This window comes from Rhodococcus sp. 27YEA15 (assembly GCF_049739425.1).
Lineage (GTDB): Bacteria > Actinomycetota > Actinomycetes > Mycobacteriales > Mycobacteriaceae > Rhodococcus_F.
Genome location: NZ_JBMHHW010000001.1, coordinates 1,456,813 through 1,473,367, shown reverse-complemented (window position 1 = coordinate 1,473,367; position 16,555 = coordinate 1,456,813). Strand labels below are relative to the sequence as shown.

At 64.7% G+C, this 16,555-nt stretch carries 15 protein-coding genes; 6 read left to right on the top strand and 9 right to left on the bottom strand.

The genetic code is table 11. The features are described from left to right. The first annotated feature begins 14 nt into the window (after positions 1-14). Complete coding sequence (locus tag ABH922_RS06785) at positions 15-1,565, top strand: 1,4-alpha-glucan branching protein domain-containing protein (protein WP_424809590.1); 1,551 nt, start codon at positions 15-17, stop codon at positions 1,563-1,565. Further along, entirely contained in the window at positions 1,562-2,806 is a 1,245-nt protein-coding gene (locus ABH922_RS06780) for a glycosyltransferase family 4 protein (RefSeq protein ID WP_424806187.1), read from the top strand. The genes ABH922_RS06785 and ABH922_RS06780 overlap by 4 nt, the downstream gene beginning before the upstream one ends. Positions 2,807-3,105: 299 nt before the next feature. Here the strand turns inward: ABH922_RS06780 and ABH922_RS06775 are convergent, their stop codons facing one another. The 6 genes from ABH922_RS06775 to ABH922_RS06750 form a co-directional block, all read right to left on the bottom strand. Next, positions 3,106-4,164, bottom strand: coding sequence for a sulfate/molybdate ABC transporter ATP-binding protein (locus tag ABH922_RS06775; RefSeq protein ID WP_424806186.1), 1,059 nt, complete (start codon positions 4,162-4,164; stop codon positions 3,106-3,108). Beyond that, positions 4,161-4,967: a sulfate ABC transporter permease subunit CysW gene (cysW, locus tag ABH922_RS06770; protein WP_424806185.1), complete on the bottom strand. Its 807-nt coding sequence runs from the start codon at positions 4,965-4,967 to the stop codon at positions 4,161-4,163. Before cysW ends, ABH922_RS06775 begins: the two co-directional genes overlap by 4 nt. Further along, the gene (gene cysT, locus ABH922_RS06765) at positions 4,967-5,812 is read right to left on the bottom strand and encodes a sulfate ABC transporter permease subunit CysT (protein WP_424806184.1); all 846 of its coding nucleotides are present in this window, start codon (positions 5,810-5,812) and stop codon (positions 4,967-4,969) included. Before cysT ends, cysW begins: the two co-directional genes overlap by 1 nt. Before the next feature lie 8 nt (positions 5,813-5,820). Continuing rightward, positions 5,821-6,852, bottom strand: a complete 1,032-nt coding sequence (locus ABH922_RS06760; RefSeq protein ID WP_424806183.1) for a sulfate ABC transporter substrate-binding protein — start codon at positions 6,850-6,852, stop codon at positions 5,821-5,823. 178 nt (positions 6,853-7,030) lie between these two features. Further along, positions 7,031-7,120: an Ms4533A family Cys-rich leader peptide gene (locus ABH922_RS06755; RefSeq protein ID WP_424806182.1), complete on the bottom strand. Its 90-nt coding sequence runs from the start codon at positions 7,118-7,120 to the stop codon at positions 7,031-7,033. A 141-nt stretch (positions 7,121-7,261) separates the two neighbouring features. Next, positions 7,262-7,468, bottom strand: a complete 207-nt coding sequence (locus tag ABH922_RS06750) for a hypothetical protein (protein ID WP_424806181.1) — start codon at positions 7,466-7,468, stop codon at positions 7,262-7,264. Positions 7,469-7,551: 83 nt separating this feature from the next. On the opposite strand from ABH922_RS06750, the gene ABH922_RS06745 reads away from it, so the two are divergent. Further along, on the top strand, positions 7,552-9,510 hold the full coding sequence (locus tag ABH922_RS06745) for a glycoside hydrolase family 15 protein (RefSeq protein ID WP_424806180.1): 1,959 nt from the start codon (positions 7,552-7,554) through the stop codon (positions 9,508-9,510). Positions 9,511-9,567: 57 nt separating this feature from the next. On the opposite strand, the gene ABH922_RS06740 is transcribed toward ABH922_RS06745, so the two are convergent. Beyond that, a complete protein-coding gene (locus ABH922_RS06740; protein WP_424806179.1) occupies positions 9,568-10,002 on the bottom strand; it encodes a hypothetical protein in 435 nt (144 codons plus the stop codon). Between the two features lie 200 nt (positions 10,003-10,202). Further along, positions 10,203-10,454, bottom strand: a complete 252-nt coding sequence (locus ABH922_RS06735; RefSeq protein ID WP_424806178.1) for a hypothetical protein — start codon at positions 10,452-10,454, stop codon at positions 10,203-10,205. A 189-nt stretch (positions 10,455-10,643) separates the two neighbouring features. Between ABH922_RS06735 and ABH922_RS06730 the strand changes: the two genes are divergently transcribed. Genes ABH922_RS06730 through ABH922_RS06720 form a run of 3 tightly spaced genes read left to right on the top strand, consistent with a single transcriptional unit; the run spans position 10,644 to position 15,639 of the window. Then, positions 10,644-11,975: a lipopolysaccharide biosynthesis protein gene (locus ABH922_RS06730; RefSeq protein WP_424806177.1), complete on the top strand. Its 1,332-nt coding sequence runs from the start codon at positions 10,644-10,646 to the stop codon at positions 11,973-11,975. Continuing rightward, positions 11,972-13,150, top strand: a complete 1,179-nt coding sequence (locus ABH922_RS06725; protein ID WP_424806176.1) for a glycosyltransferase — start codon at positions 11,972-11,974, stop codon at positions 13,148-13,150. Before ABH922_RS06730 ends, ABH922_RS06725 begins: the two co-directional genes overlap by 4 nt. After that, positions 13,147-15,639 (top strand): alpha/beta fold hydrolase, encoded by a 2,493-nt coding sequence (locus ABH922_RS06720; protein ID WP_424806175.1) that lies wholly within the window; start codon positions 13,147-13,149, stop codon positions 15,637-15,639. Before ABH922_RS06725 ends, ABH922_RS06720 begins: the two co-directional genes overlap by 4 nt. Here the strand turns inward: ABH922_RS06720 and ABH922_RS06715 are convergent. Next, the gene (locus ABH922_RS06715; RefSeq protein ID WP_424806174.1) at positions 15,623-16,552 is read right to left on the bottom strand and encodes an NAD(P)H-dependent flavin oxidoreductase; all 930 of its coding nucleotides are present in this window, start codon (positions 16,550-16,552) and stop codon (positions 15,623-15,625) included. The genes ABH922_RS06720 and ABH922_RS06715 overlap by 17 nt on opposite strands. Between the last annotated feature and the right edge of the window lie 3 nt (positions 16,553-16,555).

The window sequence follows — 16,555 nt, the reverse complement described above, 5'->3', positions numbered from 1 at the left end:
TCACCGAACCGGGAATGTTCGCCCTGGTTCTTCACTCCCACCTGCCGTGGCTCGCGAACCACGGCCGGTGGCCGGTCGGCGAGGAATGGCTCTACCAGTCGTGGGCCGGCTCGTACATTCCCCTGGCGGCAGCGCTACGACGCCTCGCCGACGAGGGCCGATCACGCCTGCTCACGCTCGGAATCACCCCGGTACTCGCAGCCCAACTCGACGATCCACACTCGTTGGCCGGTATGCATCATTGGCTCGGCAACTGGCAGATCCGCGCCCACGAAGCCGCCGCAATGCCCGACTCCGCACACCGCGAGCTCGGCGCCCGCGAACACCGGGCATCGGCCGCCGCACTCGCAGATTTCGAAACACACTGGCAGCACGGGGGATCACCGGTATTGCGGGATCTCATCGATCGCGAGGTGTTCGAGCTCCTCGGGGGGCCTCTCGCGCACCCCTTCCAACCCCTGCTCGACCCGAGACTGCGCGCATTCTCCCTACGCGAAGGGCTCGCCGACGCGCACACCCGCTGGAGGCACACCCCCACCGGCATCTGGGGACCCGAATGCGGCTACACCCCCGGTATGGAACGCGGTTACGCCGAAGCCGGAGTCACGCACTTCATGGTGGACGGGCCTGCCCTGCGCGGTGACACGTCCCTCGGCCGGCCGGTCCGCGACTCCGACGTCATCGCCTTCGGCCGAGATCTTCAGGTCAGCTACCGCGTCTGGTCCCCCAAATCCGGCTATCCCGGACATGCCGCCTACCGCGACTTCCACACCTACGATCACGAGACCGGACTCAAGCCGTCGCGAGTGACAGGGCGAACCGTCGACTCCGCAGACAAAGCACCGTACGATCCCGAGCTCGCCGCCGTCGCCGTCGACAAACACGTCGCCGACTTCGTCGACACCGTACGGGCGCGTCTGCGCAGCGAATCCGCCAGAATCGGGCGTGACGCTCTCGTCGTCGCCGCCTTCGACACCGAACTGTTCGGCCACTGGTGGCACGAAGGCCCGCAGTGGCTCGAGAAGCTCCTTCGCGCGCTTCCCGAAGCGGGTATCCGCGTCGGAACGCTCGCCGATGCCAAGGCCGCTGGATACGTGGGTACGCCTGTGCAACTGGAAGATTCGTCCTGGGGCTCGGGTAAGGACTGGCGGGTGTGGGCCGGCGACCAGGTCGCAGATCTCGTCCAACTGAACGCCGAAGTGGTCGACACCGCGCTGACCGCCGTCGACAAGTCACGTGGACACGACAACGCTCCCGGACAACCGGAACTGCGAAACCGGGTGAACGATCAGATACTTCGCGAGACACTGATGACGGTGTCGAGCGATTGGGCGTTCATGGTGAGCAAGGATTCGGCCGCAGGATACGCACGCGAGCGAGCGCACAAACACGCCCATGCGACACGAGAAATCGCCGAGGCACTCGTCTCGGGCAAGGACTCTGCGGCAATCCGCTTGGCCGAGGGCTGGAACCGTGCCGACGGACTCTTCCCCGGGCTCGATGCGCGCCGACTGCCCGAGACCGAACTGAGCCGTCCCACGTCGGCGAACGGACGTCCCTCGTGAAAATTCTGATCGTTTCGTGGGAGTACCCGCCGGTGGTGGTCGGCGGACTCGGTCGGCACGTGCACCATCTGGCCACCGAACTGGCTGCGGCCGGCCACGAAGTGGTGGTCCTGTCGAGGCGACCCTCCGGCACCGACGCCTCCACACATCCGACGCTCACGCACATCTGCGAGGGCGTGCTCGTCGTCGCCGTCGCCGAAGACCCTGCCCATTTCGTCTTCGGGGAGGACATGCTCGCGTGGACGCTCGCGATGGGGCATGCAATGGTGCGCGCCGGGGTGGCACTGCACAAGCCGGGAGTCGGCGAGGGTTGGCAACCCGACGTCGTACACGCCCACGACTGGCTTGTCGCCCACCCGGCCATCGCGCTGGCCGAATTCTACGACGTGCCATTGGTTTCCACGCTCCATGCCACCGAGGCCGGACGCCACAGCGGCTGGATTTCGGGTCGGATCAACCGCCAGGTGCACTCGGTCGAGTGGTGGCTGGCCAACGAATCGGACGCCCTCATCACGTGTTCGACGTCCATGGAGGAAGAGGTCACCAAACTCTACGGACCGACTCTGCCGCCGGTCACCGTCATTCGCAACGGAATCGACCTGACCACCTGGAACTTTCGAGAACGAGCGCCGCGGTCGGGCCCCCCGAAACTGCTCTTCGTCGGCCGACTCGAATACGAAAAGGGCGTACAGGACGTCATTGCGGCGCTGCCACGAATCCGGCGCAGCCACCCCGGAACCACACTGTCGATCGCCGGCGAGGGAACCCAGTTCACCTGGCTCTACCAACAGGCCCGCACCCATCGGGTGGCACGCGCCGTCGACTTCCTCGGAAACCTCGACCACACCGAACTTCTGAGCTGGCTGCACGGGGCCGATGCCATCGTCCTACCGTCACGATACGAGCCGTTCGGCATCATCGCCCTCGAGGCCGCCGCCGCCGGCACACCGCTGATCACCTCCACCGCCGGAGGACTCGGGGAAGCCGTCGTCGACGGTGTGACCGGCTTGTCCTTCCAACCCGGCGACGTGGCCGGGCTCACCTCGGCAGTCCGAGAACTACTCGACGATCCCGAGGGTGCACACACTCGGGCCGTCGCCGCCCGCGCTCGGCTGACATCCGACTTCGACTGGCACGAGGTTGCCCGCGAGACCGCACACGTGTACGCGAGCGCGAAAAGGCGTGTACGTCAGCCTCTTTCGCGACCCTCGATACCCGAGCGCCCGCTACCGGGCCGCTGAAGTACGGAAAGGTGGCCGCTCGATCCTTCGAGCGGCCACCTCATGGTCTTCCTGCCCGTCACACACGGCGACACCGGCAATCCGGTCGTCGACACCGATGACCGGAACGCCCTACCCGCCCGCACGTAGTCGAACCTCGCACACGTGCCGACCGAACGTCCGGCCCACGCTCGAACTCGAATCGTTCGATTCCGGTCGCGCTTCTCGCCACCGACGGACGTCGGCGGTTCTCGCTCACATCTGGTGAGCGAGAACCATCCTGACCGATCAGGAACAGCAACGTCGGTACGTCGCGATCCTCATCCTCGGCCGACGACGGCCACCACCGGTGCCTGCGACTCGTCGGACAGCTCTGCCGGCACCGGAGTCTCCGGAAGATCGGGCACGCGGGTAGCCCTGGCGTACACGGTCTCCCCCGGTTGCAGATGCAACGCCTCGCTGTCCCCTCTGGTGACCTGAGCGGAGAACTGCTCGCCCGTTGCCTCGTTCCGCAGATCCACCCGAACCTCGAAGCCCAGGTGAACCACACGCTCGACCGTCGCCCGCGTGATTCCGAGGGATTCGGCGGTACCTGCCTCCTGCGCCTTGGACAAGCTGGGATCACGGCCGAGACGAATATCGTGCGGACGAACCAACTGCCCGTTCAGCTTGGCCACCGAACCGAGAAAGGACATCACGAAATCGTTGGCCGGTCGATCGTACAGATCGGCAGGCTCCCCGATCTGCTCGATCCGACCCTTGTTCAGCACCGCGATTCGGTCCGCGACGTCGAGTGCCTCTTCCTGATCGTGGGTGACCAGAACGGTGGTGACGTGAACCTCGTCGTGCAGCCGTCGCAGCCAGGTGCGCAGATCGGCACGAACCTTGGCGTCGAGTGCACCGAAAGGCTCGTCGAGCAGCAACACCTGCGGATCCACCGCCAACGCGCGCGCCAACGCCATCCGCTGACGCTGACCACCGGACAATTGGGCCGGATAACGGTGCTGGAATCCGTCCAGCCCGACGATCTCGAGGAGTTCGTTGACCTTCTTCTCGATTTCCGGCTTCGGGCGCTTGCGGATCTTGAGCCCGAACGCGACGTTGTCACGCACCGTCATGTGCTTGAACGCGGCGTAATGCTGAAACACGAAACCGATGTCACGCTTCTGCGGTGTGACGCCGGTGACATCCTTGCCCGCGATGGTGACGGTTCCCGAATCGAGTTCCTCGAGACCGGCGATCGACCGCAGCAGCGTCGACTTGCCGGAACCACTGGGGCCGAGCAAGGCCGTCAGTGAACCGTCCGGAATCTCGATGGACACGTTGTCGAGCGCTGCGAAGTCACCGTAGTTCTTGCGCGCCCCTGTCACTGTGATCATGTGGTGCTCCTCTTACGGTCCAGCAGCGTCATCAGCAACAGGACAATGATGGCGATACCCATCAGCAGCGTCGCTGCCGAGTAGGCTCCGAAGGTGTTGTGATCGTCGATGTAGCGTGAATGCACGAGCAGAGTCAGAGTCTGGGACACACCGGGGAATCCGGAGGACACCATGATCACCGCACCGAATTCACCGAGCGATCGCGCCACCGTGAGCACGATCCCGTAGGTCAGTCCCCACCGGATGGCCGGCAACGTGATCCGCCAGAACGTCTGCCACCCGGACGCCCCCAGGGTGGCCGCGGCCTGTTCCTGTTCGTCGCCGATCTCGTGCAGCACTGGTTCGACCTCACGAACGACGAAGGGCAGCGTGACGAAGATCGTCGCGATGACCATGCCGGGCAATCCGAAGATCACCTTGAAACCGAGTGATTCGATACCACCGAACCATCCGTTCACACCCCACAGGAGAATCAACGACACACCCACGACCACCGGCGAGACCGCGAAGGGCAGGTCTACCACCGACTGCAGTACCGACCGGCCCGGGAACCGACCACGCACCAGAGCAAGTGCGGTGACGACTCCGAATATGACGTTGATGGGCACCACGATCGCCACGATGAGCAGCGACAGATTCAGAGCGGAAATTGCGGCCGGCGTCGAGATGGAATCGATGAAGGGTCCGATGCCGTTCTCGAAGGTGCGCGTCAGAATGACTGCGATCGGCACCACCAGAAGCACGAACAGGTAGAGCAATGCGACGGTGCGCAAGCCGATCCGAGAAGTACGGGTGACATGCATCAGGACCTCTCCTCTCTGCGCTGCCCACGACTGGCGAAGATCCGCAGCACGAAGAGCGCCACGAAGGCGACCAGCAACAACACCACCGACACTGCGGCAGCATTGGTGGGACGATCGATTTCGATCTGCTGTTGGATGTACTGCGATGTCACCTGCGTCACGCGCGGGATGTTTCCGCCGATCAGCACCACCGAACCGTACTCACCGATCGCTCTAGCGAAGGCGAGCCCGGCACCCGAGATGATCGCCGGTGCCAGTGTCGGCAGGACCACCGAACGGAAGATCGTCCAGTTGGACGCGCCGAGTGACGCCGCCGCCTCCTCGACCTCGCGATCGACCTCCATCAGCACCGGTTGAACCGAACGCACCACGAACGGCAAGGTGACGAAGGCCAGCGCGACGATCAGGCCCGGCTGCGTGCCGTTGAGTTGTATGTCGATCGGAGACAGCGGCCCGTACAGGGACAGCAGCACGATCGACGCGACGATGGTCGGCAACGCGAACGGCAGGTCGATCATCGCGTTGACGACGCGCTTACCCGGGAACTCGTCGCGTACCAGTACCCACGCGATGATGGTGCCCATCACGACATTGACGAGCGCGACGATCACCGAGACGGTGAGCGTCACACGCAGGGATGCCAGCGCGACGGGCGCTGTCACCGCATCCCAGAATCCGGAAATCCCGTCCTCGAACGACGTCACGGTCAATGCCGCGAGCGGCAACAAGACGATGACGGAGAGCCACAGTGTGGCTACACCGATCCCCAACGGCCCCACACTCCCCGTGACCCGCGCGATTCTTCGGCGCTTGGTCACGGGGGTGGTGTCAACTGTGGCAGTCACGTCGCTTCTTACTTGGTGGCGTTGTCGTAGATCACTGCGATGGAACCAGTGTCCTTGGTGAACAGCGAGCTGTCCACGGCAGACCAGCCACCGAGATCATCGATCGTCCAGAGCGTCGTGGGTTCCGGGAACTTGTCCGCGAACTGTGCGGCGACGGCCGGGTCGACCGGACGGAAACCGGCCTCGCCCCAGAGCTTCTGGCCCTCGGCGGTGTAGAGGAAGTCCTTGAACGCTGTCGCCTTTTCCTTGTTCTTGCTGTTCGAGATCACAGCGACCGGGTTCTCGATCTTGAACGTCGTGGGCGGAGTGACGTGCTCGACGGGATCGCCGTTGCCCTCGATGAAGAGCGCCTCGTTCTCGTAGCTGATCAGAACGTCGCCGCTACCCTGCAAGAACGCCTCCGACGCTTCGCGACCGGACTTGGGCTGGATCTTCACGTGCTCGGTGACCAGCTTGCTGATGTAGTCGAGACCGGCCTGCGGATCCTTGCCGCCCTCACTCTTGGCTGCGTACGGAGCAAGGAGGTTCCACTTGGCCGAACCCGAACTGAACGGGTTGGGGGTGACCACCTCGAGTCCGGGCTGGAGCAGGTCGTCCCAATCCTTGATGCCCTTGGGATTACCCGGACGAGTGACGATAGTCACAACCGACCCGAAGGGAATACCCTTGTACGCGTCTTGGTTCCAGTCCTTGTCGACCAAACCGGCGTCGACGAGGCGAGTAATGTCGGGTTCGACCGAGAAGTTGACGAAATCCGCTGCCGCGCCGTCCTTGACCTTGCGGGACTGGTCACCCGATGCACCGTACGAAGGATTGAAGTTGACGTTCTTACCGGCGTCCGTCTCGTTGAAGGCGGGGATCAGCTTGTCGAAGCCCGGCTTGGGCACCGCGTAGGCGAAGAGGTTGATCGTGCCCCCACTGCCGTCGGAGGATGCACCGTCACCACCGGCGGTATCGCTCGCGCCACCACTGCACGCAGTGAGTACCACGGCCCCCATGGTCGCAAGTGCGGTGAAAATTGTGCGGGAACGGCGTTTCATGTGCAGATACCTTCCTTCAAGGGACTGAGGAACCGAGAGTGTCGAGAACCGTGGGGCTGAATCCACGAGGAATTACGGACATGCAAGAGCCGACGGCACGAACCGTGGGCAGGCGCGACAACGCGCCGAGAAGCTCGATCGGGGCGCAGCGCGCCGTCGAACAATCGAGCTCAGGGAATCAACAACAGGCGACGTCGGCGACGTCGAGAATGCCGACAGCAATCAACGCCAACTCGTGGCGGATCTGGGGTGCTGCGGCTAGTGACACGCGGTGGACTTTAGCAGAGCCCGCGCCTGGGCTCTAATCGAGCAAACTGTGTGTCGGCGGATTCAGCGCGTCAGCAGCCACGCGACGACGACGAGGACGATCAATGCAATCAGGGCGAGCGTAACTCGTGAGCGGGGCATTTCAGTTTTCCTCTGCTTCTGTCGAGTTCTCACGCAGCCATCCGAACGGCGGCAGGGCTAGTAGCGCGGCAAGTGCTCGGTCCAGAACTGCGGCTACCAGCCGGCAAAGCGGGACCAGGACGACGAGCATCAGCGCGACCTGAGGGATGAACGGCAACCCTGCCATCCACAGCTCGAAGCCGTCCCACCAATTCGCAATCCGATCCACGTCGACCAGCCTATCCTTCGATACTTCGAGTCCTGTCAGCGTGTGGAGTGGACGGTGCCCGGTTCTCGCCGGATGATGACCGCATGAGTGCTGACGACGAAGTGGTGCAGACCGTCCCTTCCGGATCGACAGGTCACCACCGAAGCAGTTTCCCGCCGATCGACGACTACGCATTCCTGTCCGACTGCGAGACGTCCTGCCTGATCTCCCGCAACGGTTCCGTCGAATGGATGTGCGTCCCGAGACCGGACTCCCCCAGCGTGTTCGGCTCGATCCTCGATCGCAGCGCCGGCCATTTCCGCATCGGCCCGTACGGGCAGAACGTCCCGGCCGCGCGTCGATATCTGCCGGGCGGGTTGATCCTCGAGACGACCTGGCAGACCGAAACCGGATGGCTGGTGGTCCGCGACGCTCTGGTCCTGGGCCCCTGGCACAACGTCGACAAGCGATCCAACACGCACAAGCGCACTCCCACCGACTGGGACGCCGAGCACACGCTGCTGCGGACGGTGAAGTGCGTCAGCGGCACCGTCGAGCTCGAGATGAGTTGTGAACCGGCGTTCGACTACCACCGGGGAACAGCCCACTGGGAGTACACCGGCAAGGTCTACGAAGAGGCGACCGCAACCTGTCGATCCAAGAAGTCCGGCGATCAACCGACGTTGCGACTGACTACCGACCTGAGGCTGGGCCTCGAAGGCCGCGAAGCCCGGGCGCGAACCCGGCTGGTCGAAGGTGACAACGTGTACGTTGCGCTGTCCTGGTCCGACCTGCCCGCTCCCCAGACGTTCGACGAAGCCGCCGACAAGATGTGGCAGACGTCCAAGTCGTGGCGCGAGTGGGTCACGATCGGAAAGTTCCCCGACCATCCATGGCGTGGGTATCTGCAGCGCAGCGCCTTGACCCTCAAGGGTCTGACATACGCACCGACCGGTGCGCTACTGGCCGCCTCGACGACCTCGCTTCCGGAAACCCCTGGCGGGGAAAGGAACTGGGACTACCGCTACGCGTGGGTTCGCGACTCCACCTTCGCGCTGTGGGGGCTCTACACCCTCGGCCTGGACCGCGAGGCGAACGATTTCTTCAACTTCATCTACGACGTGTCGAGTTCGGCGAACGGTCAACCACACCCGCTGCAGGTGATGTACGGGATCGGCGGTGAACGCACGCTCGAGGAAACCGAACTCAATCACCTCTCCGGCTACGACGGCGCGCGCCCGGTGCGCATCGGCAACGGCGCGTTCGACCAACAGCAGCACGACATCTGGGGCACCATGCTCGATTCGGTGTACCTGCACGTCCGCACCAGGGAGCGGGTGCCGGAAGCATTGTGGCCGCTGCTGAAGAAACAGGTGGAGGAAGCCGTCAAGCACTGGCGTCAGCCCGATCGCGGCATCTGGGAGGTGCGCGGCGAACCGCAGCACTTCACGTCCTCGAAGATCATGTGCTGGGTAGCCCTCGATCGCGGGGTCAAACTGGCCGAGATGCAGGGCGAGAAGAGCTTCGCCCAGCAGTGGTCGGTCATCGCGGACGAGATCAAGGCGGACATCCTCGCCCACGGTGTCGATTCGCGCGGGGTTCTGACCCAGCGCTACGGACACGACTCTCTCGACGCGTCGCTGCTGTTGGCCCCGCTGCTGCGATTCCTGCCTGCCGACGATCCGATCATTCGCGCCACCGTGTTGGCGATCGCGGACGAACTCACCGAAGAGGGCTTGGTGCTGCGCTACCGCGTCGACACCACCGACGACGGGCTGAAAGGCGAGGAGGGGTCGTTCACGATCTGTTCGTTCTGGTTGGTCTCCGCACTCGTCGAGATCGGCGAGTTGGATCGCGCGAAGCACCTGTGCGAGCGCCTGCTCGGATTCGCGAGCCCACTCAAGCTCTACGCGGAGGAAATCGACGCCCACACCGGACGACACCTGGGCAACTTCCCGCAAGCGTTCACACACCTGGCCCTGATCAATGCTGTTGTTCACGTCATCCGGGCCGAGGAGGCCGCGGAAGCCGGGGCATTCCAACCTGCGCACAACGCGACCTGACCGAGTTTGCTGTGCGCCTTTGTCAACCACCGGGGGTTGACAAAGGCGCACAGCAGGTCAGCAGGCTATCGCTTCCAGCGCCGCCATGATCGCGTCCAGGTCGAACTTCAGTGACAGCGACGACGGCATGTTGCAACCACCGTCGGGTAGTAGAACCGTCACGTCCGCGGTCGACGCATCGAGGCGCTCCCGGCTCGGGAGCAACCGACCGCCGGTAGCTCCGGCTTCGACGACGATCCTGGGCGGCGACGACCTTCCCGGTTGCTCGAACACCGTCGAGTCGCCGCCGTCGGGATCGGCGACGAGCACCACCTGTTTCGTGGCGAACACGATCTGCGACAGCACCGCCGTCCTGCCCGTCCAGCCGGGCAGTCGCGCCGCCATGGTGTCGAGGCCACCGTGGGTGGTACCGATGATGTGGTCGGCGTCCGACTCCTTGTCGAGTATGCGGCCGTGCACTTCTACCTGTGCCTGCCACGGATCTATCAGCACGTCGGACAGCGCGGCGACGGTGGGGGCGATCGTGGTCGACTGATCGAGTGCATCGTGGTCGATCAGTCGACCACGAACGACTCCAGAATCAGATCCGGATTCAGCGCTGCGATCTCCCCGACCTGCAGTGGCACTCCGATCTGCGTCACTGCTGCCCGATCGAGCTCTGTCGCCGTCTCGTCGACGCCACCCTGCCAGGGTTAGCGGCCGCGATCGTCACCCGTTCGTCCAGCCGAGAGGTAGCCGACGGGCTCGAGCAGTACGCCGAGAAATTGGTTACTCGCAGCCGCTACTCGTGTCGGGGTACCGCTGACCGTGGTGCTGCCGAACTCGTGACCGACGGTGACGGTCCAGCCATCGATCGGTTTGTCCGACTTCCGACGACGCGCACCCGCCGCGCCGACGACCAGAGCTCCTGGCAGGACCACGAACGTGAGTTTCGTCCAACCCACCGGCACTCCCCGTCGATTAGCGCAGCCTAACGATCTCACGCCGAATGTTCCCGCGTCCGACGCCGGCGTCGGCAGGACCTTCGCAGCGTACAGGGTCACTTGATTTAAAACTAAGGTAAGCCTATTCTAATTTTTTGATTTGGCTCAAATGTGACTTTAGTGAGGTTTCTCGATGACTCTGGTCGGCCCGTGGACATAGACCCGACTGCGCAGAAAGTCGGTCACGACACACGACGCGACAACAAACACGGACCCGAAAAATCGGGGCTCGGCAAACTGGGTCTCGAACTCGACCTGGCCGCCGTGATGACGTCGAGCGCGATGACCGGAATCCTGGGATTCCTGTTCTGGACCGTAGCCGCACGAGGGTTCACCGTCAGCGACGTCGGTCGGGCGTCGGCGATCATCTCCGCCGCGACCATGTCGGCCACACTGGCCACCGTGAATCTCGGTAGCGTCTACGAGCGGTTCCTACCGCTGGCAGGCCGGTCGACGCACCGATCCATCCGCGCCGGGCTCCTCACGACCACGGCACTGGCTGTGCTACTCGGCATCGGCCTCGTAGTCGTCGGGCCGCGAGAACGCCTGTTCGGCTCCTGGACGGCGTTGGCGTGGTTCCCGCTCTGCGTGGTCACGCTGTCGCTGTTCGCACTCCTCGATCCGATCCTGATCGGCCTACGTCGCGCACGCCACATCGCTGTGAAGAACATCTCCCAGTCCGTGGCCAAATTGGTTGCCGTTGCGGTTTTCGCTCTCGCCCTGGCAAATTGGGGAATCCTCGTCGCGGTGTGGGTCGTCCCGGCCGCTGCCGTCACCGCGGTCATCTGGTTTCGGGTGGTCCGGCCGGTCGTCGATCATGCCGGCGGCCCACCTCGGCTTCCCCCCCGACGCGAACTTTGGCACTACTTCATCGGCACGTATGCGATGACAGTGGTCGGCGTGCTGGTGCCACTGACCGTGCCGCTGGTGGTGGTAGGCACTCTCGGCACCGAGGCGAACGCCTTCTTCAACATGTGCTGGCTACTGGTCTCCACCATCGCGATCCTGATCGGGAGTACCGCTGCCCCGTACATTGCCGCGGTAGCCGCCGAGAGCGACCGCTCGGCAGATGCGACAACACGATTCATGCGTGTCTGTTTCGCGGCAGGCGTCGGTGGGAGCGCCTTCCTGCTGACTTTCGGACCGTTGATACTGCGCGCCTTCGGCTCCGAATATGCTGCCGCAGCAGGCGGACTGGTTCGACTGATGGCACTGACATTGCCGTTCGTGGCCCTGATGACCGTCTATTCGGCCTTGGCCCGGGTACACCGGAAACTGCGCCTGGCCACAGCCGTGCAATGGACGACGGCCGTGGGCATCGTCGGCGGAATATCGCTTGCCACACCGTGGTGGGGACTCCAAGCGATCGGCATCGTCTACCTGTCGGTCGAGGTGGCGGCGGCCTGTGTCATCGCTGTTCCTCTGACCGGTTTTCTGCGATCGATCTACAGACCCGCCACGTCGAACAGGGGATCGATGTGAACAGAATCGTCATCGGCATGGACAGCCTCGACGAACTGGGGGGCGTCCAGACCGTCGTGCGGGTTCTCGCCGACGCTCTCACCGAACGCGGGCACCACGTCGAACTTGTGGACATCGAACCTGCCACCCGACCGTTCCGCGCACCGAGCACACATACCCTGGTCGAACATCGACTGTCCGCAGTTCGGAGCGAGTTGATGTACGAGCCCACGACGGCCTTGCGCGGCGTGAAACTCGCCGCCCGAGGCCACCTCAGAGGGCTGACGATACGCAAACGAGGTGTACGTGCGCTGCGCGGATTGTTCGCCGCGCAACCGCGCCCACCGATCTTCCTGCTCACCCAATGGCGTCTGGTCGAATACGCCGTGTCCGCCGGCATCGCTGGACGCACCATCGGCCAGTACCATGACTGTTTCGATGCTGCCGCGAGAAACGGTGACTTGCAACGGATCCGATGGGCTTCGCCACACCTGGCGGCGACGTGTGTACTCACCGAGTCCGACGCCGAACAGTTCCGCCGGGCCGGAGTACCACGGGTACACGTCGTCACCAACCCGGTACTGCTGCCCCCGCCCGTTCCCCTGCATGCTCCGCGAGAGAAACTCGTGCTCGCGGCCGGACGCCTGACCGAGCAGAAGGCATTCGACGTTCTGGTCGAGGCGTGGGATCGAGTCGGGCCGGTACGCGCCGGCTGGCGCCTGAAGATCGTCGGATCGGGTCCCGACCACGACCTGATCGCACACGCCATCACTCGCCACCGACTCGACGATTGCGTCGAACTGGTCCCGGCATCACATGATCTCGGAACAATGATGCGGACGGCTTCACTGTTCGCGATGTCCTCCCGACACGAAGGACTACCGATCGTCCTGTCGGAGGCACTGGCGGCCGGCTTGCCATTCGTTTCCACTCCGGCCGCGCCGGGTATCTCGGAGCTGTCCGATCAAGGTCGCGCGGGCGTGGTGGCGGCATCTCACGACCCGTCCGATCTCGCCGACGAACTTCGGGGTCTGATTCTCGATTCCGACCGCCGTCAGGCTCTGGGAGCTCATGGACGCGCGTTCATCGCCGTGCGTGAACCGCACGCGATTGCAGCCCGATGGGAGTCGTTGTTCGATCGAACCGGCCTCCGCACGACAGACCAGCACACCACGTCGAAACGGATATCGTCATGAGCTACGCTCCCCTTTCCCTCGACTCACTCGACACCACCGTCGCCGACCGCATCCGCACCGTAGCGGCAGAGTTCGGAGATCGGATAGCGCTCTCCACACCGGAAGCCGATCTGACCTACGAGCAGTTGGACGCCGCATCCGCACTGTGGGAGAGCAGATTCCGCGCCGGCCCGGAGGGTGCTATTGCATTCGTCGTGGACCTGTCATCGGACAGCCTGACAGCCGTGGTCGGAGCGATCAGGAGCCGGCGACCCGTGGTGATGATCGACCCACAGCTTCCGGATCCCCGCGTGGCACACATCCGGCGGACCCTGCCGTTCGCCGGTGCGGTATCGGACCGCAAGTATCACGATCGCGCACTCACGGTGTGCGAGCACGTCGTCTTCACCGACACCCGCCCCACCGACGCGACTCACGACCGCCCTCCAGCTGAATCGCATTCTGCCGTGGTGAGTTACCAATTCACGTCCGGATCCACCGGCGAACCCAAGTGTGTCAAGCACACGAACGACATGTGGTTGTGCGACGCACTCCTGCTGCAGGACGGCTTCGGTTTCGGACCGCAGCGACGCGTCGGTTCCACGATGCCGATCAGCTTCGGCGCCGGAATGAACGTGCTGCTCGCCGGTCTGATGACGGGTTCACGGATTCTCGCCTACGACCCTCGGCAGGACGAGGTCTGCGCACTCTTGCCGTGGATGAACGCCTCCGGCGTCGAGATCGTGGTCATGACACCGTCACTGTTGCGCGGGTTGGCCGCTCGCACCACCACAGCGCTGCCGCGCCTGACACGGCTGATCACCACCGGAGAACCGGTCCACGGCAAGGATGCCCGAGCGGGCCGGGAAGCATTCGCTCCGGAGGCCACATTCACGAACTGGGTGGGGTCGAGTGAGACCGGCGGCCTGGCCTACCGCGACTACTCGCCTGCAGAGCCGTTTCCCGACACGCTGCTCCCCGCCGGCGTGGTGGCTCCGGGCAAGTCGGTCGCCTTCGGTCAGGACGGTACGGTTCGAGTCCGGTCCGCGTACCTGTGCGGCGGCTACCTGGACGAGGCCACCACGGCCGCCGCTTTCGAAAACCACGCGGACGGGACCAGAACGTTCGTCACCGGCGATCGTGGCCGGTGGGACGAGAGCGACGGACTGGTCCTGCTCGGACGCCGCGACGGCGCACTCAAGATTCGCGGCTACCTCGTCGAGACCACCGAGATCGTGGCAGCGCTACTGCGCAGCCCGGACATCGCCGAAGCCTACGTGCTCGTCACCGGCCCCCAGACCCCTTCTCCAGTTCTCACCGCGTTCGTGGTTCCCGACCACCAGGCCCGCACCCCCGCGCCCGCTCAGCTTCGTCAACGATTGGTAGATACGCTGCCCGCCTGGATGATTCCGACATCCGTCGTGGTGGTCGATCACCTGCCACGCACCGAGCGGGGCAAGGTCGACCCGAGTGCTCTCGCACCTCCGGAGCGCGGACCGATCGAACCACCGCACCCCGGAACGGAGTCCGAGATTGCCGAAATCTGGTGCCAGGCACTGACTCTCGATGCGGTAGGCCGAAACGAGAACTTTCACGAACTCGGCGGCGACTCGTTGGCGGTCCAAGATGTACTTGCTCGGATCACTCGGCTGCGGGGAATCACGCTCACCACAGCCGATGTCGCGGCCTGCCCGTCGCTGGCCGCCTTCGCCGACCGCGTCGATCGAGCTGGACGCACAGGGCGTCGGCGCATCGGTTCCGGCACAGCGACGACGACGGTGCCGCTGCGGGTGCCGGAGAACTCGACCAGAGAGCCGTTCTGGTGCTTCACCGGGGCCGGGGCGTCGGCTCTGACGTTCCTCCCCCTCACCAGCCACCTACCCGCCGATCAGCCCGTGTACGCGTTCCAGCCGTTCGGACTCGAGGAGCGCGGCCTCCCCGACTGGACGGTCGCCCGGGCGGCCCGACGCCATCTGCGCGACATCGACCGGATATCACCGGACGGTCCGCACGTCCTGATCGGGCATTCGCTGGGCGGACTCATCGCCGTCGAGGTGGCCCGCAGGCTCGCCGAGCAGGGACGCCAGGTGAAGCTTCTGGTTCTGCTGGACACGTTCCTGCCTCCTGCTGTCACCAAAGGCACACGCACACCGGAACACACGCCTCCGGTGGTCGCCGCCGAGGAACCCCTGACCCGTGCCGAACTGTGGAAGCGGCGGCTCGCACTTCCCCTGGCCGGTATCGTCCAGCGCGATCCGGTCGCCCAGACCGGAGCCATGGAGGAAGTGGGCCGGCGGGTGGCGCTTCTGCATCGACCGAAACCGTGGGCCGGTGACGCCGTCGTCTACCAGTCGGCGGTCAACGGCGACGATCCCGACCTGTGGCACCGAATCATCCAGGGGGAACTGACGATTCGACGCGTCGACTGTGATCACGCATCTATCGTGCGCGCGCCGCACATCGGCAGAATCGCCGCAGAACTTTCGGGGGCGCTCATGCGAAACGACTGAGAAGCCGTTCCGCGTCGGCCCCGATACGCGCAACCACGTCTGCGGCGGAACGGGATTCGTGTATCAGGCCGACAGCTTCGCCTGCGTAGACGACGCCGCTGTTCGGATCGGACGGGTCGTACGCCGTTGCGAGGGTGTCCTCGTCGACGTCGACACCGTGCCAGGCAGCAGTGAACTCGTTGGTCACGGCGCGCCCGCCCCAGCGCTGCGGCCACGGCTGAGCGCGGGCCCGGTCGAACACCGAGGTGTACACGGTGTCGGCACTTCCGGCGTCGACGACGCGGGCACGGGCGTACTCCGGGCCTTCGGTTTCCGGGCTGGCGAGCAACGCCGTCCCGATCATCACGCCGTCGCCGCCGGCCGCGAGCACGGCTGCCAGGCCACGTCCGGTACCGATTCCACCTGCGGCGAGCACCGGCAACGACGTCGAGTCCAGGATCTCCTGCAGCAGCGGAAGTGTCCCGATCCGGCCGGTGTGACCGCCGGCCTCACCGCCCTGGGCGATGACGGCGTCCACCCCGGCCGCCTCGACCACACGCAAGTCCTCGAGTGTGTTGACTTGTGAGACAACGGGAATCCCCGCAGCATGCACCCGCTCGACGTACCGGGCAGGATCACCGAAGGACAGAGTGATCATGGTGGGCGCCACCGCGATCGCGGCGTCGAGCAGAAGTTCGTTCTCGGGCAGCGACCACGTCATCAGGCCGACACCGAAGCGGCCGCCGACGGAACGGGCGATGGCCGCTTCCGCCTCGATCCACTCCGGTGAGTTGTATCTGGCCGCTCCGAGCAAGCCGAGTCCACCCGCAGCGGACACCGCACCCGCGAGCGCGCCGCCGGCACGCCCGCCCATAGGTGCCCCGAGGATCGGGAACTCGACACCGAACTCCCGAGACAACCAGGTGGCGACCATGCG

Excerpts from the sequence above, each read along its gene's own strand:
- ABH922_RS06715 (WP_424806174.1), bottom strand. The coding sequence starts at position 16,552 with ATGGTCGCCACCTGGTTGTCTCGGGAGTTCGGTGTCGAGTTCCCGATC.
- ABH922_RS06785 (WP_424809590.1), top strand. The coding sequence starts at position 15 with ATGTTCGCCCTGGTTCTTCACTCCCACCTGCCGTGGCTCGCGAACCAC.
- ABH922_RS06760 (WP_424806183.1), bottom strand. The coding sequence starts at position 6,852 with ATGAAACGCCGTTCCCGCACAATTTTCACCGCACTTGCGACCATGGGG.
- ABH922_RS06775 (WP_424806186.1), bottom strand. The coding sequence starts at position 4,164 with ATGATCACAGTGACAGGGGCGCGCAAGAACTACGGTGACTTCGCAGCG.
- ABH922_RS06720 (WP_424806175.1), top strand. The coding sequence starts at position 13,147 with ATGAGCTACGCTCCCCTTTCCCTCGACTCACTCGACACCACCGTCGCC.
- ABH922_RS06745 (WP_424806180.1), top strand. The coding sequence starts at position 7,552 with ATGAGTGCTGACGACGAAGTGGTGCAGACCGTCCCTTCCGGATCGACA.
- cysW (WP_424806185.1), bottom strand. The coding sequence starts at position 4,967 with ATGCATGTCACCCGTACTTCTCGGATCGGCTTGCGCACCGTCGCATTG.